Origin of the sequence: Pseudoalteromonas sp. L1 (genome assembly GCF_021728095.1) — a bacterium.
Classification (GTDB): domain Bacteria; phylum Pseudomonadota; class Gammaproteobacteria; order Enterobacterales; family Alteromonadaceae; genus Pseudoalteromonas.
Window position 1 is genome coordinate 1 of the sequence record NZ_JAKKCT010000008.1, and the last position, 23,344, is coordinate 23,344.

Genomic DNA, 23,344 nt, shown 5'->3' on the forward strand with positions numbered 1-23,344 from the left:
ACTTAATTTTGAGAAAAGTTACTTTTTTAAGAAACGTTTCAAAATTCAGTTTTACTTGACACCCTGAGTTGCTCTTGCCTCGCTAAGCGTTGCTGTCTGCCGTCTCAGTGGGGTCGCATTATAGGGAGATCCGAATTGAGATCAACTGTTTTTTGAAGTTTTTATGAAAAAAATAACTGTTCGCGCAAAATACAGGCGAAACGCGTAAAAATAACACTAAATCACTCGTATTATGGTTATTTAGGCAGTGTATTTTATAAATATGCTTATTTTTAACTTCTATATAAAGAAGAGGTAGCTTTTAAAGAACCCAAATTGATCTTTATATGTGTTCTTAGTTGCTAGTTGCTAGTTGCTAGTTGCTAGTTGCTAGTTGCTAGTTGCTAGTTGCTAGTTGCTTTAAGATTGTATGGTGATGTTTGGGGATTGATAGAGGTAATTTATTGATAGTGAACTTCAGAAAGTAAAAAGCCGAGCATAAGCTCGGCTTTTTGGTGTCTTTACGACTTACTCTGCAGACTGCGCGTCTTCTTGAACTTCTTCGTTTGTCGCTGGGCGACCAACTAGTTCAATATAAGCCATTGGTGCATTATCACCAGCACGGAAGCCACACTTAAGAATACGAGTGTAACCACCAGGACGGTCTGTATTACGTGGACCGATTTCGCTGAATAATTTACCAACTACTTCATTATCACGCGTGCGAGCAAACGCTAAACGGCGGTTTGCTACACTGTCAGTCTTAGCCAGTGTGATTAAAGGTTCAATTACACGGCGCAACTCTTTAGCTTTAGGCAAAGTTGTTTTGATGATTTCATGTTTCACCAAAGAACCAGCCATGTTGCTGAACATCGCTTTGCGATGGCTGCTGTTACGGTTTAATTGACGACCACTCTTACGATGGCGCATGACCCTATCCTTCTAACTAAACTAATATAGTGATTTAGATTATTCAGCTAGGCTTGCAGGCGGCCAATTTTCTAGGCGCATACCTAGAGAAAGACCACGTGAAGCTAGCACGTCTTTAATTTCAGTTAGAGACTTCTTACCTAAGTTAGGCGTTTTAAGAAGCTCAACTTCAGTGCGCTGAACTAAATCACCGATATATTGAATTTGCTCGGCTTTCAAACAGTTTGCTGAACGTACTGTTAGTTCAAGATCATCAACTGGGCGAAGTAGAATAGGATCGAATTCTGGCTTCTCTTCTTTCTCTTCTGGCTCAGTTACATCACGTAAATCTACGAATGCATCTAATTGCTCAGCTAAGATAGTAGACGCACGGCGGATCGCTTCTTCAGGATCTAAAGTGCCGTTCGTTTCCATATCAATGATTAACTTGTCTAAGTCTGTACGTTGCTCAACACGGGCTGATTCAACCGAGTACGCAATACGTTCAACTGGGCTGAATGATGCATCAAGCAGCAGACGACCAATTGGACGCTCATCGTCATCAGAGGATAAACGACTAGATGCCGGCACATAACCGCGACCGCGCTCAACACGAATACGCATGCTGATCTCGCTGCTATCTGTCGTAAGGTGACAGATAACGTGATCTGGGTTGGCGATAGTTACATCACCATCGTGCTGAATATCAGCCGCAGTCACAGGGCCTACACCAGATTTAGTCAGGGTCAGAAAAACTTCATCTTTGCCTTCTAAAGTTACTGCTAGACCTTTAAGGTTCAACAGAATTTCAATGATGTCTTCTTGTACGCCCTCTTTCGCGCTGTACTCATGCAATACACCGTCGATTTCTACTTCAGTTACTGCACATCCAGGCATAGATGATAACAGTATACGGCGTAAGGCATTACCCAAAGTGTGACCAAAGCCACGCTCTAGTGGTTCTAAAACTACTTTAGAACGCGTTGGGTTGATAGCGTCGATATCGACTAACCTTGGTTTTAGGAATTCGGTAACAGAACCCTGCATTTTATCCTCTCTTAACTCTTAACTTTACTTAGAGTAAAGTTCGACGATTAGTTGTTCGTTAATGTCCGCAGACAGATCTGAACGCTCAGGTAGGCGCTTGAAGCTACCTTCCATTTTCTTACCGTCAACTTCAACCCAAGTCGGCTTTTCACGTTGCTCAGCCAACTCTAGAGCAGCGATGATACGTGCTTGTGTTTTTGACTTCTCACGAATTACAACAGTATCTTCTGGAGTAATTACGTATGAAGGAATGTTCACTACACGACCATTAACTAGAATCGCTTTGTGGCTTACTAACTGACGTGCTTCAGCGCGCGTGCTAGCAAAACCCATGCGATATACAACATTGTCTAAACGTTGCTCTAAAAGCTGTAACAAGTTTTCACCTGTATTACCTTTAAGGCGAGCAGCTTCTTTGTAGTAGTTACGGAATTGCTTTTCTAATACACCGTAAATACGACGTACTTTTTGCTTTTCACGTAGCTGTAAACCGTAATCAGATAAGCGGCCTTTACGAGCGCCGTGCTGACCAGGTGCAGTCTCAAGTTTACACTTAGAGTCGATAGCTCTTACGCCGCTCTTAAGGAACAGGTCAGTACCTTCACGACGACTCAGCTTGAGCTTAGGGCCCAAATATCTTGCCATGTTATTTCTCCTAACCTATTGTTAAACGCGACGTTTCTTCGGTGGACGACAACCATTATGAGGGATTGGCGTCACGTCAGTGATGTTGGTGATACGGTAACCAGCAGCATTCAAAGCACGTACAGCAGATTCACGACCTGGACCTGGACCTTTGATGAAAACTTCTAGATTTTTTAAACCGTATTCTTGAGCAGCAGTACCTGCACGCTCTGCAGCAACCTGAGCCGCGAATGGAGTAGATTTACGTGAACCACGGAAACCTGAACCACCTGCTGTTGCCCAAGATAGTGCATTACCTTGACGGTCGGTAATTGTTACAATAGTGTTGTTGAAAGAAGCATGAACGTGAGCCATACCATCAGCAACTTGCTTTTTAACCTTCTTACGACGAATTGGTGCTTTAGCCATAATCTACCCCACCTTATTTCTTGATAGGCTTGCGAGGACCCTTACGAGTACGCGCGTTAGTCTTAGTACGTTGACCACGTAGTGGTAACGAACGACGGTGACGTAGGCCACGGAAACAACCAAGGTCCATAAGGCGCTTGATATTTAATGTAACTTCACGACGAAGGTCACCTTCTACAGTGTACTTGCCAACTGCTTCACGCAATACGTCAAGTGTTTCGTCTGAAAGTTCACCGATTTTTGTGGTCTCGGCGATACCAGTCGCTGCTAAGATTTCCTTAGAGCGAGTCTTACCTATGCCATAAATAGCAGTTAAACCGATAACTGCATGTTTATGATCAGGGACGTTAATGCCAGCGATACGGGCCACTAACACATCTCCTATATTTGAATTTGGTTATCATCTGTTTGAAAAGCCCGCAAGGATACTCAAACGAAGACCAAATCACATTAAAAACACAGGCCGAGTGAATAACTCAGCCTGCACGACTGTTTACTTAGCCTTGCCTTTGCTTATGCTTAGGCTCACTGCAAATTACGCGTACTACACCAGCACGTTTAATAACTTTACAGTTACGGCATATTTTCTTAACGGAAGCACGTACTTTCATTGCTCAACTCCGTAAACTGACCTTATCGACCGTAGCCTTTAAGGTTTGCTTTTTTCAGCACAGAATCATACTGATGTGACATCAGATGCGTCTGTACTTGTGCCATAAAGTCCATGATTACAACAACGATAATCAAAATTGATGTACCGCCGAAATAGAATGGCGTTTGCCATGCCATAGTCATGAATTCGGGCACCAGACAGATAAAGGTTATATACAAAGCACCTGCCAATGTCAGGCGTGTCATCACTTTATCAATGTATTTAGATGTCTGCTCACCTGGACGAATACCTGGGATAAATGCGCCAGATTTTTTCAGGTTATCTGCTGTTTCACGCGGGTTAAATACCAACGCGGTGTAGAAAAAGCAGAAGAAGATAATAGCCGCAGCTAAAACCATCGCATATAAAGGTTGACCCGGAGTCAACGTTGTAGCGATTGCTTGTAGCACATCAGCGACCGGACCTTCACCCTGGCCGAACCAGCTTGCAATTGTACCAGGGAACAGAATTATACTGCTAGCAAAGATTGGTGGAATAACACCCGCCATGTTTACTTTTAATGGTAAGTGCGTGCTTTGAGCAGCAAATACCTGACGACCCTGTTGACGCTTTGCATAGTTAACGACGATACGACGTTGACCACGCTCAAAGAATACAACGAGGTAAGTAACAGCGAATACGATTACAGCAATCAATAACAGTACAAGTACATTCAGATCACCTTGGCGCGCCATTTCGGCTGTCGAACCAATAGCAGACGGCAGGTTAGCTACGATACCAACAAAAATAAGAACAGAGATACCGTTACCGATACCGCGTTCTGTAATTTGTTCGCCCAACCACATCAGGAACATAGTACCAGTTACTAAACTCACTACAGCAGTGAAGTAGAAACCAATACCAGGGTTAACAACTAACCCGTCCATCATACCCGGTAAGCTGGTAGCAATACCGATTGATTGGATAGTAGCAAGCACAAGCGTGCCGTAGCGTGTGTACTGGCTAATTTTCTTACGCCCTTGCTCACCTTCTTTCTTAAGCTCTATAAACGGCGGATACATATGCGTTAATAGTTGCGTAATAATCGAAGCCGAGATATACGGCATAATACCCAGTGCTAACACTGAAGCGCGCTCAAGCGCACCACCGCTGAACATGTTAAACATTTCAACAATGGTGCCCTTTTGTTGCTCGAAGAAATCGGCAAGTACAGCGGCGTCAATCCCAGGGATCGGCACGAATGAACCTAGACGGTAAATAATGATAGCACCTAATACAAATAGTAATCGACGCTTCAATTCCGAAAGCCCACTTTGTGCACTTTTCATATCTTGACCTGGTTTAGCCATTAGTACTTCCTTAGTCTTCTACCTTGCCTCCGGCAGCTTCGATAGCTTCGCGAGCACCTTTAGTCACTTTAAGACCTTTAACGGTTACTGCGCGTGAAACTTCGCCAGATTTAACTACTTTAACGAACTGGATGTTCTTTTTAACTAGACCAGCTGCTTGTAACGCGTTTACGTCTACTACATCGCCTTCAACTTTAGCGATTTCAAAAAGGTTAACTTCAGTAGATACTAGTGATTTACGTGAAGTGAAACCAAATTTTGGTAGACGACGTTGCATAGGCATTTGACCGCCTTCGAAACCAACGCGAACTTTACCGCCAGAACGTGATTTTTGGCCTTTATGACCACGACCACCAGTCTTACCAAGACCAGAACCGATACCACGACCTAGACGTTTCTTTTCAGTTTTTGCACCTGCAGCAGGTGAAAGTGTATTCAAACGCATCGAATTAACCCTCAACCTTTACCATGTAAGAAACTTGGTTAATCATACCACGCACACATGCTGTGTCTTCTAACTCAACAGTGTGATTGATACGACGTAAACCAAGACCGCGTAATGTAGCTTTATGCTTCGGTAAACGACCGATAGAGCTCTTTACTTGTGTTACTTTTACAGTTTTATTAGCCATGGTTTACCCCGTGATTTCGTCAACGCTAAGACCACGTTTAGCAGCGATTGACTCTGGAGAGTTCATGTTCTCTAGAGCTGCAATCGTTGCACGAACGATGTTGATCGGGTTAGTTGAACCGTATGCTTTTGACAATACGTTCTGTACACCAGTTACTTCTAGTACTGCACGCATCGCACCACCGGCGATGATACCTGTACCTTCAGAAGCAGGCTGCATGTATACTTTAGAACCCGCGTGGCGACCCTTGATTGGGTGCTGTAGCGTGTTACCGTTTAGGTCTACACTGATCATGTTACGACGTGCTTTTTCCATTGCTTTTTGAATAGCAGCTGGAACTTCACGTGCTTTACCATAACCGAAACCTACTTTACCTGCGCCGTCACCAACTACTGTTAGTGCAGTGAAGCTAAAGATACGACCACCTTTAACCACTTTAGACACACGGTTTACCGCGATTAGCTTTTCAGCCAAATCAGGCTGTTGTTGCTTTGCTTCTACGTTAGCCATTGTCTACTCCTAGAATTGCAGACCGGCTTCACGCGCTGCATCAGCAAGCGCCTTCACACGGCCGTGATATTTAAAGCCACTGCGATCAAAAGCAATCTTTTCGATGCCTTTGTCAGCTGCACGTTCAGCAACCGCTTTACCAACTGCTTGAGCAGCTGCAACGTTACCTGTGCCTTTAACTGTTTCGCTAATTGCTTTTTCAACAGTAGAAGCAGCAGCCAGTACAGTACCCTCAGCGTTTACAACTTGAGCGTAAATGTGACGTGGCGTGCGGTGGATAACAAGACGCGTTGTGCCTTGTTCAATATAATTTCTACGAGTGCGTTTAGCACGACGTAGACGAGCTGTTTTTTTATCCATCGTCTTACCTTACTTCTTCTTAGCCTCTTTACGGCGTACATTCTCGTCCGCGTAACGAACACCTTTACCTTTATAAGGCTCAGGTTTACGGTATGCACGGATGTTAGCAGCTGTTTGACCAACTAACTGCTTGTCTACGCCCTTAACTAGAACTTCTGTTTGGCTTGGTGTTTCAACCGTAATACCTTCTGGTACTTCGAAGTTTACCGGGTGTGAGAAACCAAGAGTTAAGTCTAATACTTTGCCCTTAGCTGCTGCACGGTAACCAACACCTACTAACTGAAGCTTCTTCTCGTAACCTTCATGCGTACCAACAACCATGTTGTTGATTAGAGCGCGAGCAGTACCTGCTTGTGCCCATGCATTTGCTACGCCTTCACGAGGTAAAGTTGTAATAACGTTATCGTTAACTTGTACTTCAACAGCGTCGTTGATTGTACGAGTTAATTCACCGTTTTTGCCTTTAACTGTGATGTCCTGGCCTTTTAATGTAACTTCTACACCGGCAGGAACATTGATTGGTGCCTTTGCTATGCGAGACATAGTTCCCCTCCGATTAAGCTACAAAGCCAATGATCTCACCACCAACGCCTGCACTGCGTGCTGCGCGGTCTGTCATTAGGCCTTTAGAAGTTGATACGATAGCGATACCAAGACCACCCATTACCTTTGGTAATTCGTCACGTTTCTTATAGATACGTAAACCAGGGCGGCTAACACGCTGGATATTTTCAATAACAGCTTTGCCTTCGAAGTATTTTAACTCGATAGAAAGCTCAGGCTTCGCTTCGCTGTTTACAGCGTAATCTGCGATATAACCTTCATCTTTTAGTACTTTAGCTACTGCTACTTTCAGTTTTGAAGTTGGCATCGATACTGATACTTTCTTCGCTGACTGACCGTTACGGATACGTGTAAACAAATCCGCAATAGGATCTTGCAAGCTCATAGTCTTACTCCCGTGATTCTATTACCAGCTAGCCTTTTTAAGGCCAGGAATTTCACCGCGCATAGCTGCTTCGCGAACTTTGATACGGCTCATGCCGAATTTACGAAGGTAACCATGTGGGCGGCCCGTAACGTTACAACGATTACGTTGACGTGAAGAGCTAGAATCACGCGGTAAAGACTGTAGCTTTAATACCGCGTCCCAACGATCATCGTCAGATGTATTTACATCACTGATGATAGCTTTTAGTGCCGCACGCTTTTCAGCATACTGAGCAACTAATTTAGTGCGCTTTGCTTCGCGCGCTTTCATAGAATTCTTTGCCATAACCCTACCCTTATTTCTTGAATGGGAAGTTAAACGCTTCTAACAACGCACGGCCTTCCTCATCAGATTTCGCAGAAGTAGTGATTGTGATATCCATACCGCGTACACGGTCTACTTTATCATAATCGATTTCTGGGAAGATGATTTGCTCACGTACGCCCATGCTGTAGTTACCACGTCCATCAAAAGACTTAGCACTTACACCACGGAAGTCACGGATACGTGGGATAGCGATTGAAACCAAACGCTCAAAAAAGTCCCACATACGCTCGCCACGTAGGGTTACTTTACAACCAATTGGGTAACCTTCACGCACTTTGAAGCCTGCAACTGATTTGCGTGCTTTAGTGATTAGAGGTTTCTGACCAGAGATTGCTTCTAGATCCGCAACAGCGTTATCTAGGATCTTCTTGTCAGCTAGAGCTTCGCCCACACCCATGTTTAATGTGATCTTTTCGATCTGAGGGACTTGCATGACAGAGCTGAAACCAAACTTCTCTTGAAGCTCAGCAACTACTTTGTCTTTATATACTTCATGCAGTTTCGCCATCATTCTACTCCAACTATTAGATAGTTTTACCAGTAGATTTAAAGATACGTAATTTCTTACCATCTTCAATCTTGAAACCTACACGATCTGCTTTACCCGTTTCCGAGTTGTAGATCGCAACGTTTGATACGTCGATAGACGCTTCTTTCTCAACAATACCGCCAGCTTGATTCAACTGAGGAACAGGCTTTTGGTGCTTCTTGATTAAGTTGATGCCTTCGACAAATACTCGACCAGACTCAGTAACAACTGAAAGCACTTTACCGCGCTTACCTTTGTCTTTACCGGCTAGTACGATTACTTCGTCATCACGACGGATTTTTGCTGCCATGATAGACTCCTTATAGTACTTCTGGGGCTAGTGAAACGATTTTCATGAACTTTTCAGTACGAAGCTCACGAGTCACAGGGCCGAAGATACGAGTACCAATTGGCTGTAAGTTATCATTTAAGATAACAGCCGCATTGCTATCGAAACGGATCAATGAACCGTCCGGACGACGAACGCCTTTTTTAGTACGCACAACTACTGCGTTTTTAACATCACCTTTCTTCACTTTACCGCGAGGAATTGCTTCTTTTACAGAAACTTTGATGATATCGCCAACCGCTGCATAGCGACGGTGCGAACCGCCAAGGACTTTAATACACTGCACTTTGCGAGCGCCGCTGTTATCAGCAACGTCCAGCTGAGTTTGCATTTGGATCATGTTAATGACCTCCGGTGTAGAAATTACAACACGCCTTAATTTTGTTTAAAATCAAGACATTTCGGTTAAATTCCACTCAAAAAACACGCGAGTTGTCTCTTAAGGGCGGGCAATTGTATCAGCAATGACAGTGAAGTGGTAGGTTATTTTTTAATTAATTTTATAATTCAGTGTTGCTAAGTTGAGGGGGTCTGTATGGAATATCAGCACTTGTTATTGATTATAAAACAAACAGGGCGCCAATGCGCCCTATTTTGATTTACGTATTAAAGTTTTATTAATTACCGAATAGGCCTTTTAATTTATCTTTAATTTTATCTTTTGCCTTTTCCTTTACTTCTTCCTTCGCTGTGTCACTAACGTCAAGCTTGAAACCAACATCATGGAAAGGACCTTTTATACGCAAAGGGATCTTAAAGCCTGTACTGTCATCAGTCGTGCCCTGGCCTTCAATTGAATCAACAATTCCTGTCACTAAACGATAATCGACATTAGTCATTGGCAAGTTCACTTTACCTGCCCCTGTAATGCGAATTAATGGGCTAAGTAATGATAAGTCATTGTTTGTCCCTACCCCATCTGTAAAATTAAAGCGACCTGTAAGTGCTGAGAAATCTGTTTGCTGAGAGTTATCGAAACCAGTATCTAACCCTTCTGACACTGCATTTAAGTTTCCTTTAATGAGCTCTTTACCTTTGCGCACCATCTCTGCCACATTCGCACCTTTAATTGCACCATCGGCAAACTCAAATGCTAACTGACCATCTAATGCATTAACAAAGTCTTTTTGACTTTGCCCTGTGGTCGCTAGATCCCAGTTTAAAGAGCCTTTCCCCATAAGCTTATCGAAACCTGCTGCATCAGTCAGTAATGGTTGTGCATCAATTTTATCTAAAGCAAAGTTAGTGCTAATTTTATAGGGTGTTTGCTTAGCATTAACTGTGATCACACCTTTACCACTGCCTTCATAAGCAACAAATTTATCTAAGCTAATTTTTGCTAGTGCATTTTTAAGGTTCACCGTTAACTGGTTTTCACCAAGTGTAATATCATTTGCTTTTAGACTACTTGAACGCACAACAATATTTGCATCAAGTGCATTTAAGCCACTCATATCAATTGGTGTATCATCCCAAACAATTGGCTGTGCAGGCGTATCTGTGGCTGGTTCTGCTTGCTCTTCTTTAGCCACACCCTCTGGTAGGTAAGGGTTCAAATCAAGCATACCTAAATCAATATCGGCATTCACAGCTAAGCGACTCCCTAAGTTAATGTCGCTTTTACCTTTAATTTGTAGCTCATCTAAGGTGGCAAGTAACTCAGTAAGCTTAAACTGCTGCCCTTTTAGGTGCATTGACCCTTTTACATTAAAGGCATTAAACGCATTTTCTTTTGCATTAAGTTCAACACCTTGCCAGCTTGCGATCTCTTTAACTGAGTCACCACTTACTGATAACTGACCTTGCACATCTTTACCCATTTGGGCGATCGCGCCTTTGAAGTTTACATCCACTAAACGTGAATCAACCTCGGTGCTGACATTAAAAGTTTCGCCTTCAATCGCTTTTACCGGTGTATCTAAGGTGACATCTAAATCAAAACGTTCACCCATATAGGTAATACCGCCTTTTAACTCAAGAGTCTTACGAAGAGAGGGTAGTAAGATGGCTAACTCTAAATCGCTTATCTGTTGCTTTGCCCCAGTTTTACCATCAAGGTAGGTGAAATTCCCGCCATAGATTGCTACTTCACCAAGTTCGATATCAAAGTTATCTGGTAAGTTAACAGCGCCAGAACTCTTTTGCTGCTCTGTCTGTGGTTGCTCAGCAACCGCATCAAATAATTGCCAGTTTGCTTTACCATTTTTATCGGTTTCTAACAAAATTGTTGGTTCATTAATCACGAATTTATCAAGCTTAAACTCACCGCCAAATAAAGACATCCATGGGATACGGATAGCCAACTGCTGCATGCTCGCCATGTCTTTTTGTGAACCTGTTTGCATATTTGCAAAATGTACATCGTTGAGCTCAAGCGTTAATGATGGAAATACCGACAACTTTTTATCACCATTAATAGTCAGACTACGACCTGTGGTTTGTTCTACTTGCTCCGATACTTTGTTAAATATCGCGTCTGTAGGTATGAGGAATGGTGCTGCGACTACTAATGCAATCAGTAATACGAAAATGACACCAACAATTTTCAGTAAGGTTTTCATAATCATCCTTAAACATGGGCAAACAATGTTCATATCATAGCGGGAGTTAGGCGCAATTGCATTGCCCAATCCATAAAAAGGTTTGTAAACAAGCTTAGGTACAAGAATATGAATCAACGCTGAAACATTTTGATACCTATAGGTTACAAAAAGATCTTGACTGAATGATACCCTAGGGTTACATTGATACCTGTAGGTTACATTAGAGTTTAAAATAAAAGGAAACGATTATGTCTAAGCAAGATATCAAAACGGAAGAAAAGTTTATGAGTCATAACGCATGGTTTTCAATATTCATGGGAGTCACGTTATTAATTATTAGTGTTTACCCAATGCTCAAGCAAACATCAGCACCGTTACTGTTTATTGGCGGTAGCGCATTTTTAGGATCTTTCTTTATGTTTGTAATTAGAGGTGGATTTACATGGAAACTTGGCTATCGCCTTACATATAAGGATGAATTTTTAAATACGATTGATACCATCGCTTATAAACATGTTGTGCTTGGATTACTTTTTAGCATGGGGGCTATTTTTTTATTGTCTAACGAACTTGCTTTAAATGTATCGCATAGCATGATGGCCACATTTTATCTTGCCTTGATGAGTTTAATATATGGCGTATCAATTCTTTGGCAAAGTAGAGACTAGGTGTAAAAGTGCAAAATAATATCGCTAAATTCCGAAAAGAAAAGGGGTTGTCGCAGCAAGAACTTGCTGATGCCATTGCAGTATCACGTAAAACCATTAGCACAGTTGAAACAGGCCGCTTTATTCCCTCGGTGATTATCGCGTTAAAAATTGCTGCTCACTTTGAACTCAGTGTTGAGCAATTATTTACACTCGATGACAATGATTAATTAACCTCGTCAGTCGCAATCTTACTTATAAATTATCAGTAAGATTGCATCATTTCATTACTTCGGTATGATGCACGACCCTGTTGTTTTTGCACCCTGTGTACTAAAATTAAACAACCTAATTTGGTCAAAACTGGAGTATCGATTAAGCATGAAGAAACTGCTTATTTCACCGTCAAAAATGGCGCTTGGCGAGCAAGAAAGTCAAATTTATCAAAACATCCTCAAGCAAGCCTCTGATATCAGCTTAAATCTAATGGCAGTTAAAGTAGAAAACCACCCTGAAGACTTTTTAGGTTGGTGCTATGAGCTATTGAGTGCAAGCCGTGATCGCATTAATTACGATCTATTGGAAGATAAGCAATTACCGACACTTAAAAAACTTCATGACTTATTAATTTCTGCAATCAGCTTTTTGCAGTTAAAAACGTTAAGAGTTGCGCCATGGCCAGTTATCGCAAGTTTCATCGATCAGCATAAAGAGCTTGTAGCCCTTGATGAGCAACTACGCTTAGCTAATTACATTGCTGCAATTAAATCGCAATCACTAAAAGAGATGATCCCAGAAGACCGTTTAGCGTTTTCAGGTAAGCACAGTGCCTCGCTCGATCCAAGCAGCTATAACTTTGACGTTGAATGGTTTGCTTCTACTAAAAACGCCAAAGGTTTCCATCAAATGTTGAGTGATTTACCTGGTGCGTTCGATGAGGCTCTTGCACACATTCCACTTGAGGGTGAAGTAACTCAAGAACATTATCAGCATTTTATGGTTGCTTACTTCATGGCATTTAATGGCAGCGATGAAAAGCCAACGCTTGCTCCTGCTACTCGCTTACTTGCAATGCGCCGACCTGACGTGTTTACACCAATCGTAAATAGTAAACTTGATGCCCTTTGTGCAGCCCTTGGCATTACGAAGCTAAATAACCGCGATTTCGAGCGCTACTGGCAAGATGTTGTCGAAGCCATTCATAGTATGCCTTGGTTCAAAATGGCTAGTGCGGCAAATGAGCTTGAGCAATCTCTAGTTGAAATCAAAGCCCTATTGCCTAGCTTCTTTTATTATGCAGATAAAAGTACCGCTGATAACTCTAACTATATTAAGTTACTAAACAAGCCTAAAAGCAGCACAAGCTCTGCGGGTAAAAAGACTGTACGCCGCGGTAAAGAGTCGGCTGAAATACTGGTAGACCGAGCATTAGCAAGTGATGATATCCCTGAACATATCAAAGCTAAGCGCGATTCAATCATCAGTGAAGTTGAAAAAGGCCGTAGCGTTGAAGAAACCATTAGTTTAATGCGTGCCATTTTCGGCTAAGTCTCTATCAAGTAAGAAAAACCTGGTTGCGTCTTCATTGTGCAACTAGGAAATTTATTGCACCATGCAAGTGCGCATGAATAATTCAAATACAAGTCAACTTTAACCAAAAGAATACTTACAAGACTGTTTTAAAAGAAATAAAGCATAAAAATTCCCACCGTAAATTAACTTGGCACAACCAGTGCTATATCGTATCCAGACAACACATAAAAATAATGCCCCGACAAATAACCAGACTGCAATCTGAAATGGGCAAAATCAACATAACAACAGGATACAAAACATGCTAAAACTAAAAAAAGTGGTCGCGGCCAGCGCCCTCACGCTACTTACTTTAAGCTCGACGTATAGCTTTGCAGAAGTAACAGCTAACGCGGCAGCAACCTCAAACTACTTATGGCGTGGTCAAGAACAGACAGGCGGAGATGCCGCAATTCAAGGTGGTATTGATTACGCAAGTGAATCTGGCTTTTATGCGGGTACATGGATATCAAATGCTAGCTGGGCAGAAGATATGACCTACGAGCTTGATCTCTACGCTGGTTTTGGCGGCGATATCAATGAAACCTTTAGCTATGATGTAGGCTACATCTATTATGCATACCCAGATGCGGCCTCGTTTACCGATGCAGACTTTTCAGAGATCTACGGTAGCATTAGTATGGGTAGCTTCACGTTTGGCGCAGCCGTATTAGCTTCATCAGCAGCAAGCGGCGATGGCACCGATTTTGGAGATTCACTGTATTTAAATGCCGATTATAGCTTTCCAATCGGAAGTAATGGCACAGAGCTGGCGCTGCATGTCGGCCATTACTCAGGCGATTTCATTGGTGATGACAATATCATCGACTACGGTGTTTCGGTATCTAAAGACGGCTTTACATTAGGCGTTTCAGATACTGACATTGATGGAACAGATGTGAAAGTGTATGCCGCTTACGCGGTAGATTTTACACTTTAAAAAAGAATGTGTTACTTGCTGCAACACGAAGGGCCGCAAGGCCCTTTTCTAGTTTAGAAGCTTAAGGAACACTGTGGCCTGTTGAGCCCTGCCAAATACGATACCACTGCTCACGGCTTATCTTAAGAGCCTTAGCAGCAACAGCTGATTTCACGCGTTCAGTGTTACCCGTACCTAGCACTACAGATGGCGCACTCGGATGCATCAATAACCAGGCATACACTACTTGATCAAGAGAACTTGCACCAACTTCAGTGCCGACCTGCTCTAACACTGCGCGTAAACGTATCGCTTTTTCATCATCACTTGAGAACAGACGTCCACCAGCTAATGGTGACCAAAGCATTGGTTTGATATCGAGCAATTGACATTGATCTAAAGTTCCATCATCAAGGGCTTTCATTTCGTAAGGCGAAAACTCAACCTGATTGGTAACTAATTCAAAATCTAAACGGGATTGTAATAAGCTGAGTTGAGATGGCGTAAAGTTAGATACACCAAAGTCAATCACATCACCATTCGCTTGGAGGGTATTGAATGCTTCGGCCATTTCATCAGCGTTCATCAAGTAATCAGGGCGATGAATAAGTAATACATCTAAACGATCAGTGTTGAAGTTTTTAAGTGACTGCTGTGCTGAGGCAATTATATGCGCTGCACTTGAATCATAATGGTTAGCCTTACCTTGTAACCCTAAACTTGCAAATGCAGGTTTGATACCACACTTGGTAATTATTTTAATTTCATCACGAATACTTGGTTTCAACTTGAGCGCTTTACCAAATTCGGCTTCGCAGCCATATTCACCATAGATGTCAGCGTGGTCGGTATGTGAAACCCCCATATCAATTGCTTTTTCTAAAAAATTTAAGCATTGCTGTGGCGTTATCTGCCAATCTAACAAGCGCCAGAACCCTAACACCAACTCATCAATACAACGTCTATTGTTATTCGTCATAACGACCTACTTTTCCTAATAAATACGACTCAAATTAATCCTTTAACCATATCACAGATTTACCAATCACAGCTGTTAACATACAGTTACAAAACAAATTGCTAAAGAATCAAAAATCAGGATATTAATGGGTTATGGTGCTGCGGCACTGATTTCGTTATCAGTGCCGAGCATGCCAGATGCCTACATACCGGGTTGGGCGATTATGCTGTCGTTTGGCTTTACTTCATTGATTGGTATTGTGTTTGGCTTAGCGCCCGCCATTAAAGCGGCACGCTTAAACCCAATTGATGCTTTGCGATACGAATAATTAATCGGCTTTATAGGGTACCTGAGCACAGCTTACTTCCACTGTTTTTGGGTACCAAATAGGCCCACCAATTTCATTAACCGCCTCGCCTGCTACAACATTAAGGAATGACTTGTAAGTATGTACACTTTGCCACTCGGAATTTGGGCAGTATGTTGATAAGTCCACTGGCTTGGAGCCTTCATATAACGCAGCAGCAAAATTATGATGCCAACGTTCTGTAACTGCTCCCTTATTTGCTGAGATAGGACTGCCATTATCAAAATAAATATGTGTACAACCACTTAAAGCAGCAAGAATTACAGTTAAGCATACATGTTTCATAATTGCTCCTGCCCATATTGTTCACACCATACTTTCACTGTATGAGGCGCATAGATACCCAATGTAACCAACCCCAGTGCACCATCTGTAAATGTTTGCTGGGATTGCATTTGCATTACTTTTTTATCTTGGCAGACCGCTTTAACATCAACACGCTGTTCACCAACTAACCCCCACAAGTAGAAGGGTCGACTATCTTGATAGTCGGCATTTCGTGTTAATTTATCTGCCTTATTAGGCACTATAGTCACCGATGAACATGCTACTAACGATAATGTAAGTAACACGCACACTAACTGCTTCATGTGTTTTCCTTCAGATATTTTTTGAAGTTGAAGTGTACAACATAAAGTTTCTATAATGGGTAAAAAACCATATAGAATTGTAAAAAAATGCAATAATCAACCAGCATGAATCTTGACCATTTTAAAGCTAAAAATGATAAGAGTAACTCAGAACGATACTTTCTGAACCAGGGTTAGTTTTACCAAATCCTGCATTAGAAATATGCCCAAGCTCACCCCGTAGGCGATGAACTTCTGATATTTTATATTTTGCAAAAATGAAACTATAGAACTCTAAGTCGTATCCAAGGACATCAATATTTCGAGCATAGCCCATATGAGTAGCGATACCCCAATCCCAGTTTTTATTAATGGTATAAGTTTTGGCTGCACCAATACCAAAATATTGTTGATTTTGTTCAGCTAAAATTATAATCGCTCTAGGTTGTATACCCCATAGGCTCTCTATTGCTTCATACTCATAATCTAGATGTATTGCAAAATGATCAAAATTGTCAAATACAGCCCAACCTGTCACACCAACACTAAATGAAGAAGACTCTTCAGCTAGAATATGAGGAGAGAAAATACTCGTAATTAAAGTAAAAGAATAAAATATTTTCTTCATTAGAAAATCTCACAAACTTATTTAAGAGGGCTTGTTAAACAGGCTTAAAGTATAGCCATTAACCTCAAAAAATAACTAAATAGTTCTTTTGATTATAAAGGGTATCGTTTTCTAATTGAGTAACTCTGTGTATTTAAATTGTAAAAAAGCTACAGTTTCTTACAGGCTCAGTTTGAACTAAACTGGAAAGGATAAAGACTAATCAGGAAGATCTGCAAGTAAAGGTAATTATGACGTCGTATCTACATTTATTGTTCTTAAGTTTATTGTCTTGGCAAAGTCTTGCAAATACTCCAAACTCTGATGAGCAACAAGGCATTACCAGAACTGCAGCCAACCTAGCGAACTGCCAACAACAATTAGCACAAAGCCGTGTGCAAACTTACGCAGCACATTATATTTTGCCCTATCAATTCACATTGTTGAGCTGGAATATCTACAAAGCACAAATAGATGGCTTACTCACAGATTTGCAAAAGCTAAATGCCGATGCTGATATTGTGTTACTACAAGAAGCTATCAAAGAGCCTACTCTAACCAAACTAAAACCTTACTGGCGTTTTGCTAAAGGGTATAAAAGTGGCAGTGTGCAATCTGGTGTTATGACACTCAGCCGCTGGCCCGCCGCGGTGCATTGCACACTCACCCATACAGAGCCTTGGTTACGTAGCCCAAAAGCAACCAACATTGTTGAATATGCCCTGCCTAATCAACAGTTATTACTAAGTATTAATCTACATGGTATTAACTTCACAATAGGTGTGAATGACTTTAAACAACAGCTTGAAGATGCAGCGAGCATCATGCGTATGCATCAAGGACCGATCATATTTGCTGGTGATCTTAATACTTGGAGCGACCGAAGACAGTCTCTTTTAAAACAAACACTTAACAAGTTAGGGCTACATGAAGCTATTTATTTAGATGATAAACGTACAAAAGCATTTGGATTAGCACTTGACCAAGTATGGGTGCGCGGTGTCAAAATAGAGACAACTATAGTGCCTGAGCTTGTAAGCTCAGATCATAATCCAATAATTGCAACCCTAACCATAGAGCAAAAAGTACAGTGAAAGTAACAATGAAAGGATATTGGTTAATCGCATTAATGTTATTGAGCATTAGCCAATTCAGTGATGCAGCAACCCCAGAACAAGAGATAAATCACCTCATTGATTTTGTCGCTAAAAGCGATGCCGTATTTATTCGCAACGGCACCGAGCACTCAAGCCAAGATGCAGCCGAACACCTTGCTATGAAGTATCGAAAAGCGACCCGCTATGCAAAAACTGCCGAAAAGTTTATTGAAAATTTGGCGAGTAAAAGCTCATGGAGCGGTAAGCCTTACAAGGTAAGATTTAGCGACGGTACTTTAATTAATGCAAAAGACTGGTTAAGTAATGAGTTGGCAGACTATCGCCGTAACCAGCATAGACAACAATAACACTATTTTATCATCAACACACAAGAAGCGAAAAGCCATGCAAGAACACAAAAGCAAGCCACTCAATGACTTTATTGAGTACCCTCATGACGAGATGCTTAAACGCGCCGAAGAGTTTTTAGCCGTGAGTCAGCGTCGCCACAGTATTCGCAGCTTTAGCGACCGCCCAGTGCCAAAAGAAATAATCGAAATCTGTATTAGAGCGGCTGGCACTGCACCAAGTGGGGCCAATCATCAACCTTGGCACTTTGTAGCAATACACAGCAGCGATGTGAAAAAACAAATTCGAGAAGCAGCTGAAAAACTAGAGCGCTCATTTTATGAAGGTCGCGCAGGTGAAGAATGGTTAGATGCGTTAAAACCACTTGGCACCGATGCCAGTAAGCCCTACCTTGAACATGCACCTTGGCTAATTGCCGTGTTTAGTCAAAAGAAAGGCGGTATTTCTGCCGATGACAAAAATACCAATTACTATGTTCATGAATCTGTTGGCCTAGCGACCGGCTTTTTAATTCAAGCACTACATAGAGCGGGCCTTGCAACTCTTACACATACACCAAAACCAATGAGTTTTTTAACCGAGATTTGTGGCCGTGATAAAGATAATGAGCGCCCTTACATGCTGCTAATTGCAGGCTACCCAAGCACAGATGCAACCATCCCTGAGCATGCCTTAGTGAAAAAGTCGCTGGACGAAATAGCGACCTTTATTTAGTTTTAAAATCAACAGCCAGCACATCACCCGGGTTTAAACCTGAAACGATGTGCTGCTGTCCATCGAGCATTTCGCCAAGGCGAACGTAGCGACGCACTATCTGATTATTTTCAAGTAAGTAAACCATACTCAATTGGCCATATTGCTGCACCCAGCTTGGCTCAATCAACACCCCTTTTTCAGTGGCGAGCGGTAATTGTAATTGCGCATAAAGACCAGGCATTAAGCCAGTTTGGGCATCTGTTTCTAAACGGATTTCCATACTACGCGCAGCACTATCAGCAACGGGCACAATTTCTGTCACTGTGGCAGGCATTGACGTAGATAAAGCAGGTAATTTGACCATTAAAGTTTGACCAACATTCAATTTAATTGCTTGTTGTTCTCTGACATTAAATGCTAATTGCAATTGTTGTGGGTTATACAGTGCGAGTAATGGCGTACCAGGAGTTGCGGTATCGCCAGGCTCTGCAAAACGCTCAACCACAACACCTGAAATCGGCGCTTTAATTTGCGTAAAACTCAATGCAACTTGCGCTTGTGTTTGCTGCTGTTTAGCAATCGCTAGGTTCGCCGTTAAATTATCGAACCTTGCTTTTGCATCGTCGTATTCGCTAACAGATACCAAACCTTGCTTGTATAAATCGTTAATACGCTTTAGTTGTTTCTCTGCTTGAGTCAGCGACGCATTAATTGCATTTATTTGTGCTTCGCTTTGAGCAAGCCCTGCTTTAAAGTCACCTTGCTGCAAGGTAATTAGCACGTCACCTTGTTTTACAGTATCGCCAGCGCGTACATTTAAACGCTCAACTTGTGCCATAACCCGTGATGAGATTTGCGTATTTTGTTTGGCAATCACAGTGCCCGGTACAACTTCATCACGCGCAATATCTGCCAATGTTACTGTGACTAACTGACCAGTGTAATCATTTGCTGATGGGTTTTTCATGCCTGCAGCTTGCTTATCAGAAAAACTGCCCGCCATGTAAAGTACCGCCACAATAATCACTGATAACGCGATGATTGAACCAATAAGTTTCGATTTACCCTGCATGAGCTTGTTCCTCTTTGGCTGCATCCTTTGCAAACACTAAATAATAAACCAGCGGCACCACAAATAATGAGAACAATGTTGATGCCACAATACCAAAAATAATTGCGATCGCTAGACCGCTAAATACCGGGTCTAGGGTGATCACCAAGTTACCTAATAAGGTGGTTCCCGCGGTCAGTAACACAGGGCGCATACGCACCGTACCTGCGGCAATCAAAGCCTGTTTAATTACCATACCTTGGTCGCGAGCTTGATTAATAAACTCAACTAAAATAAGTGAGTTACGAACCACAATACCAGCAAGTGCAATCATGCCAATCATGGCTGTTGCAGTGAATAACACCGGCTCAGGAGCACCAGCAATGCTGCGCTCTCCAAATTGATTTAATAGCCAAAAGCCCGGCATGATCCCTATTACGGTTAATGGAATAGCCGACATGATGATCAGTGACAAACTCGCAGAGTTTGTTTGAATGCGTAAGATGATGAAAATGGCAGTGAGCGCAAACGCAAAGGCAATACCCATATCTCTGAATACATCAATGGTAATTCGCCATTCGCCTTCACCACTAAAGGTCACGTCAGTGCCAGCAGGTAATTGCCAAGCTTGGCTACCACCATTATTGAAAAAGTGCCTACTCTGCCAATCAGTTTGGCTAAATTCGTCAGCGCTAATACCTAAGTCGGCATTGACGTCAGCAATAATTTCAGCGGGTGTACGGCCATTTAGTTCAGCCATAACATATACAACATTACGCTGATCTTTACGCATAATTGGCTTGGCAACATCTTGATGCTGAAATTCACCTAACTCAGATAGCGCCACCAGCGGACGTGGTGCACTTTGTAGCCCAAATTCATCACTGGTTTTTGCAAGCTCCCTATCACCACGAACTTGTAATGCCAGCAATTGAGCAAATTGGTTACGATCTTGATATGGCAGTTGTAACTTTATATCAACAGGGTCTGTTTCGCCGCTAACATATAACACCCCAACATTTTGCCCATGCGAGGCAATGGCTAAGGTCTGGGCAATATCTTGCGTAGACACCGCCGACAATGACGCTTTACTTTTATCGGTAACAAAACGCTGTAAAGGCGCATTGGCAGCAATACTAGTATCAACTTCAACCACATGCGGCTCTTGTTTTAACCTAGCAGCAACAGCAAGGGCTGCTTGATAGTGCGTGTCTGTATCAACAAATGGCTCACTGTAAACTTCAGCCACTAAGGTACTTAAAACCGGCGGACCCGGTGGCACTTCAACCACTTTAATTAAAATGCCATCGGTTGCCAGTGGCGCTAATGCGGCACGCAAGCGCATGACCACGCCATGAGATTGATGATCACGCTCAGTTTTATCGAGCAGTAATACTCTGAGTTCAGCTAAATTAGCAGCTTCACGTCGATAATAACCACGCACCATACCATTAAAATCCATGCTTGATGGCTGACCAACATAGGCTGCCGCCTCACTTACTTCATTTAATTGCCAAGTGATGGTTTGTACTTGTCTAGTGAAAGCGGCGGTTTGCTCAAGGCTTGTGTCTTCTGGCATATCGATTAAAACTTGCAACTCGTTTTTATTATCAAACGGTAATAGCTTTAAAGGCACTGCACGCATTACGGGTAACATGGCACTGGCGACAAACAAGGCTAATGTAGTCCATAAAACGAGTTTGGCGCGGCCTTTAGACTCAAGTAATGGTGATAATATGCGCTCATATAAGCCATGCTGATTAGCATCAAGTTGTACGCTGTCATCGACTGGCGCTTTCAGTAGTTTCATTGCCAACCAGGGCGTAACAAAAAATGCCACTATGGTCGAAACCATTACACTAATTGGCACATTAAATGCCATTGGTGCCATGTACGGCCCCATCATGCCAGTGATAAACGCAAGTGGGATGAACGCCACCATAATGGTTAATGTAGACATAAACAGCGCCACACGAATTTCGCTCATAGCATCAACTATGCGTTGTTTTTTATCGCCTTTTTTCGTTAAAAAGCGACTTATATTGTCTATCCCCGTAATAGGATCATCAACCAATAAACCTAAAGAAAGTATTAGTGCAAACAGTGTGACTCGGTTAATTGTATAGCCAAAGGCAAAATCAAGTGTCAGGGTGATGCCGTAGCAAATAGGTACTGCTAAACCAACCACAATTGCTGGTCGCCAGCCTAAAAATACACCAACAAAAATAACCACGGTAAATACCGCAAACACTAAGCTCGAAGTAAGGTTATTTACTTTTTCATTCGCGGTTTGACCATAGTCACGCAGTACGGTGTAGCCCACTTCATCTGGCAATAGATTAGCCGATAAACTGTCCATCATACTGTGCACTTCGTTGGCTACAGCGACCGCATTGGTGCCTGCTTGCTTAGCAACACTTATGGTGACTAAAGGAAGTTGTTGCTGGTTATCTGAATGAGCCAGCCATTGATAGCTTTGCGCTTCGCTTGGACCATCACTCACCTCGGCGACATCACTTAGGTAAACACTCTTACCGTTTACCACGTTGACAACTAGCCGTTCAATCGCAGATTGAGAGCGTAAAACATCACCCACTTGTAAGGCAATTTGCTGCTTACCTTCAACAACACTGCCCACGTTCACCAATTGATTAGATACGCTAAGCGCATAATACACATCGGTTAGGGTTGTTTGATGTGCAGCAAGGGCGCTTGCATCAAGGTTAATCGTTAATTGACGAGTTCTACCAGCAATCACTTTCACTTCGCTGGTATTTTCGATGCGCTGTAAACTGTTAGCGATTTCGTTAGCAAAACGAGTTAGTTGATAGTCATCGTAAAGTTTTGGATCTTTACTAAATAAGCCCAGCATCACAATGGGTACATCGTTCACTTCAACCGGACGTATTTGCCATGAGCTGATCACTGACGCCATCGTGTGTTGATAGCTATAGAGTTTAGCGTAAGTGTCGAGAATGGCTTGCTCACGATCATGACCGACTTCGAAGCGAAGAGTAACAACAGCAGCATTACTTTGTGTGGTCGAGTAAATATGCTCAACGCCCGTTAACTGCGCCAATAACTTCTCCAATGGTTCAGTTACCAGCCTAGCTACTTCTGGCGCTTCAACGTTTGGCGCTGCCACATATATATCAAGCATAGGAACCACAATTTGCGGTTCCTCTTCACGAGGGGTTTGCTTTAATGCCATTAAGCCAAGCAGGACCGACATAATAAAAATAATGACAGGGAGGCGACCGCTCAAGCTGTTTTTTACTGCATTATCGATAGCATTCAT

31 protein-coding genes and 1 pseudogene are annotated in these 23,344 nt (G+C 42.3%); 8 read left to right on the forward strand and 24 right to left on the reverse strand.

What is annotated here, in order from left to right; genetic code table 11:
- Positions 1-507 precede the first annotated feature (507 nt).
- The 18 genes from rplQ to L3V38_RS18455 form a co-directional block, all read right to left on the reverse strand.
- Positions 508-909 carry a 50S ribosomal protein L17 gene (rplQ, locus tag L3V38_RS18370; RefSeq protein WP_004589197.1) on the reverse strand — a complete coding sequence of 134 codons (402 nt, stop codon included), beginning with the start codon at positions 907-909 and terminating at the stop codon, positions 508-510.
- A gap of 39 nt (positions 910-948) precedes the next feature.
- Positions 949-1,935: a DNA-directed RNA polymerase subunit alpha gene (gene rpoA / locus L3V38_RS18375; protein WP_004589198.1), complete on the reverse strand. Its 987-nt coding sequence runs from the start codon at positions 1,933-1,935 to the stop codon at positions 949-951.
- Positions 1,936-1,959: 24 nt separating this feature from the next.
- The gene (gene rpsD, locus L3V38_RS18380; RefSeq protein ID WP_036974007.1) at positions 1,960-2,580 is read right to left on the reverse strand and encodes a 30S ribosomal protein S4; all 621 of its coding nucleotides are present in this window, start codon (positions 2,578-2,580) and stop codon (positions 1,960-1,962) included.
- A 21-nt stretch (positions 2,581-2,601) separates the two neighbouring features.
- On the reverse strand, positions 2,602-2,988 hold the full coding sequence (rpsK, locus tag L3V38_RS18385) for a 30S ribosomal protein S11 (RefSeq protein ID WP_036974009.1): 387 nt from the start codon (positions 2,986-2,988) through the stop codon (positions 2,602-2,604).
- A 13-nt stretch (positions 2,989-3,001) separates the two neighbouring features.
- Entirely contained in the window at positions 3,002-3,358 is a 357-nt protein-coding gene (gene rpsM / locus L3V38_RS18390) for a 30S ribosomal protein S13 (protein ID WP_054562818.1), read from the reverse strand.
- 127 nt (positions 3,359-3,485) lie between these two features.
- A complete protein-coding gene (rpmJ, locus tag L3V38_RS18395; protein WP_002959476.1) occupies positions 3,486-3,599 on the reverse strand; it encodes a 50S ribosomal protein L36 in 114 nt (37 codons plus the stop codon).
- Positions 3,600-3,621: 22 nt separating this feature from the next.
- Positions 3,622-4,950: a preprotein translocase subunit SecY gene (gene secY, locus L3V38_RS18400; protein WP_036974013.1), complete on the reverse strand. Its 1,329-nt coding sequence runs from the start codon at positions 4,948-4,950 to the stop codon at positions 3,622-3,624.
- Positions 4,951-4,960: 10 nt separating this feature from the next.
- Positions 4,961-5,395: a 50S ribosomal protein L15 gene (gene rplO / locus L3V38_RS18405; RefSeq protein ID WP_036974015.1), complete on the reverse strand. Its 435-nt coding sequence runs from the start codon at positions 5,393-5,395 to the stop codon at positions 4,961-4,963.
- Between the two features lie 4 nt (positions 5,396-5,399).
- Entirely contained in the window at positions 5,400-5,582 is a 183-nt protein-coding gene (gene rpmD / locus L3V38_RS18410) for a 50S ribosomal protein L30 (protein ID WP_016710201.1), read from the reverse strand.
- Between the two features lie 3 nt (positions 5,583-5,585).
- Positions 5,586-6,092 (reverse strand): 30S ribosomal protein S5, encoded by a 507-nt coding sequence (gene rpsE, locus L3V38_RS18415; RefSeq protein WP_036974018.1) that lies wholly within the window; start codon positions 6,090-6,092, stop codon positions 5,586-5,588.
- Positions 6,093-6,101: 9 nt separating this feature from the next.
- The gene (rplR, locus tag L3V38_RS18420) at positions 6,102-6,452 is read right to left on the reverse strand and encodes a 50S ribosomal protein L18 (RefSeq protein WP_062568277.1); all 351 of its coding nucleotides are present in this window, start codon (positions 6,450-6,452) and stop codon (positions 6,102-6,104) included.
- Positions 6,453-6,461: 9 nt separating this feature from the next.
- Positions 6,462-6,995 (reverse strand): 50S ribosomal protein L6, encoded by a 534-nt coding sequence (gene rplF / locus L3V38_RS18425; protein ID WP_062568278.1) that lies wholly within the window; start codon positions 6,993-6,995, stop codon positions 6,462-6,464.
- 13 nt (positions 6,996-7,008) lie between these two features.
- Positions 7,009-7,401 (reverse strand): 30S ribosomal protein S8, encoded by a 393-nt coding sequence (gene rpsH, locus L3V38_RS18430; RefSeq protein WP_062568279.1) that lies wholly within the window; start codon positions 7,399-7,401, stop codon positions 7,009-7,011.
- 21 nt (positions 7,402-7,422) lie between these two features.
- Complete coding sequence (rpsN, locus tag L3V38_RS18435) at positions 7,423-7,728, reverse strand: 30S ribosomal protein S14 (protein ID WP_062568280.1); 306 nt, start codon at positions 7,726-7,728, stop codon at positions 7,423-7,425.
- A 10-nt stretch (positions 7,729-7,738) separates the two neighbouring features.
- A complete protein-coding gene (gene rplE, locus L3V38_RS18440; RefSeq protein WP_010392500.1) occupies positions 7,739-8,278 on the reverse strand; it encodes a 50S ribosomal protein L5 in 540 nt (179 codons plus the stop codon).
- Between the two features lie 16 nt (positions 8,279-8,294).
- Entirely contained in the window at positions 8,295-8,609 is a 315-nt protein-coding gene (gene rplX, locus L3V38_RS18445; protein WP_036974032.1) for a 50S ribosomal protein L24, read from the reverse strand.
- Between the two features lie 10 nt (positions 8,610-8,619).
- Complete coding sequence (gene rplN, locus L3V38_RS18450; RefSeq protein ID WP_010378257.1) at positions 8,620-8,988, reverse strand: 50S ribosomal protein L14; 369 nt, start codon at positions 8,986-8,988, stop codon at positions 8,620-8,622.
- Positions 8,989-9,265: 277 nt separating this feature from the next.
- On the reverse strand, positions 9,266-11,209 hold the full coding sequence (locus L3V38_RS18455; protein WP_237120289.1) for an AsmA family protein: 1,944 nt from the start codon (positions 11,207-11,209) through the stop codon (positions 9,266-9,268).
- Positions 11,210-11,439: 230 nt separating this feature from the next.
- Between L3V38_RS18455 and L3V38_RS18460 the strand changes: the two genes are divergently transcribed.
- From L3V38_RS18460 to L3V38_RS18475, 4 genes are all read left to right on the forward strand, one after another.
- Positions 11,440-11,859 (forward strand): hypothetical protein, encoded by a 420-nt coding sequence (locus L3V38_RS18460; protein WP_237120290.1) that lies wholly within the window; start codon positions 11,440-11,442, stop codon positions 11,857-11,859.
- Between the two features lie 8 nt (positions 11,860-11,867).
- Positions 11,868-12,068 carry a helix-turn-helix transcriptional regulator gene (locus tag L3V38_RS18465; protein ID WP_054554394.1) on the forward strand — a complete coding sequence of 67 codons (201 nt, stop codon included), beginning with the start codon at positions 11,868-11,870 and terminating at the stop codon, positions 12,066-12,068.
- A gap of 151 nt (positions 12,069-12,219) precedes the next feature.
- Positions 12,220-13,386 (forward strand): hypothetical protein, encoded by a 1,167-nt coding sequence (locus L3V38_RS18470; protein ID WP_237120291.1) that lies wholly within the window; start codon positions 12,220-12,222, stop codon positions 13,384-13,386.
- A 286-nt stretch (positions 13,387-13,672) separates the two neighbouring features.
- Positions 13,673-14,350, forward strand: coding sequence for a TorF family putative porin (locus L3V38_RS18475; protein WP_237120292.1), 678 nt, complete (start codon positions 13,673-13,675; stop codon positions 14,348-14,350).
- Positions 14,351-14,411: 61 nt separating this feature from the next.
- Here L3V38_RS18475 and L3V38_RS18480 read toward each other — a convergent pair whose 3' ends face one another.
- Positions 14,412-15,308 carry an aldo/keto reductase gene (locus L3V38_RS18480; protein ID WP_237120293.1) on the reverse strand — a complete coding sequence of 299 codons (897 nt, stop codon included), beginning with the start codon at positions 15,306-15,308 and terminating at the stop codon, positions 14,412-14,414.
- Positions 15,309-15,429: 121 nt separating this feature from the next.
- Between L3V38_RS18480 and L3V38_RS18485 the strand changes: the two are divergent.
- Positions 15,430-15,618 (forward strand): annotated as a pseudogene (locus L3V38_RS18485) (multidrug ABC transporter substrate-binding protein); the annotation flags it as partial.
- Here L3V38_RS18485 and L3V38_RS18490 read toward each other — a convergent pair.
- From L3V38_RS18490 to L3V38_RS18500, 3 genes are all read right to left on the reverse strand, one after another.
- A complete protein-coding gene (locus tag L3V38_RS18490; RefSeq protein ID WP_237120295.1) occupies positions 15,619-15,942 on the reverse strand; it encodes a Bor family protein in 324 nt (107 codons plus the stop codon).
- On the reverse strand, positions 15,939-16,247 hold the full coding sequence (locus tag L3V38_RS18495) for a Bor family protein (RefSeq protein ID WP_130149119.1): 309 nt from the start codon (positions 16,245-16,247) through the stop codon (positions 15,939-15,941). The genes L3V38_RS18490 and L3V38_RS18495 overlap by 4 nt, the downstream gene beginning before the upstream one ends.
- Before the next feature lie 127 nt (positions 16,248-16,374).
- A complete protein-coding gene (locus L3V38_RS18500) occupies positions 16,375-16,854 on the reverse strand; it encodes an acyloxyacyl hydrolase (RefSeq protein ID WP_237120297.1) in 480 nt (159 codons plus the stop codon).
- Positions 16,855-17,084: 230 nt separating this feature from the next.
- Here L3V38_RS18500 and L3V38_RS18505 point away from each other — a divergent pair, with 230 nt between their 5' ends.
- From L3V38_RS18505 to L3V38_RS18515, 3 genes are read left to right on the forward strand one after another with little or no spacing between them, the layout of a single operon-like run.
- On the forward strand, positions 17,085-17,927 hold the full coding sequence (locus tag L3V38_RS18505; RefSeq protein WP_237120298.1) for an endonuclease/exonuclease/phosphatase family protein: 843 nt from the start codon (positions 17,085-17,087) through the stop codon (positions 17,925-17,927).
- 8 nt (positions 17,928-17,935) lie between these two features.
- Positions 17,936-18,298 (forward strand): DUF5329 domain-containing protein, encoded by a 363-nt coding sequence (locus L3V38_RS18510; protein WP_130149122.1) that lies wholly within the window; start codon positions 17,936-17,938, stop codon positions 18,296-18,298.
- Between the two features lie 37 nt (positions 18,299-18,335).
- Positions 18,336-19,013 carry a nitroreductase family protein gene (locus L3V38_RS18515; protein WP_237120372.1) on the forward strand — a complete coding sequence of 226 codons (678 nt, stop codon included), beginning with the start codon at positions 18,336-18,338 and terminating at the stop codon, positions 19,011-19,013.
- Here the strand turns inward: L3V38_RS18515 and L3V38_RS18520 are convergent.
- Positions 19,006-20,067, reverse strand: a complete 1,062-nt coding sequence (locus L3V38_RS18520; protein WP_237120299.1) for an efflux RND transporter periplasmic adaptor subunit — start codon at positions 20,065-20,067, stop codon at positions 19,006-19,008. The genes L3V38_RS18515 and L3V38_RS18520 overlap by 8 nt on opposite strands.
- The gene (locus tag L3V38_RS18525) at positions 20,057-23,344 is read right to left on the reverse strand and encodes an efflux RND transporter permease subunit (protein ID WP_237120301.1); all 3,288 of its coding nucleotides are present in this window, start codon (positions 23,342-23,344) and stop codon (positions 20,057-20,059) included. The genes L3V38_RS18520 and L3V38_RS18525 overlap by 11 nt, the downstream gene beginning before the upstream one ends.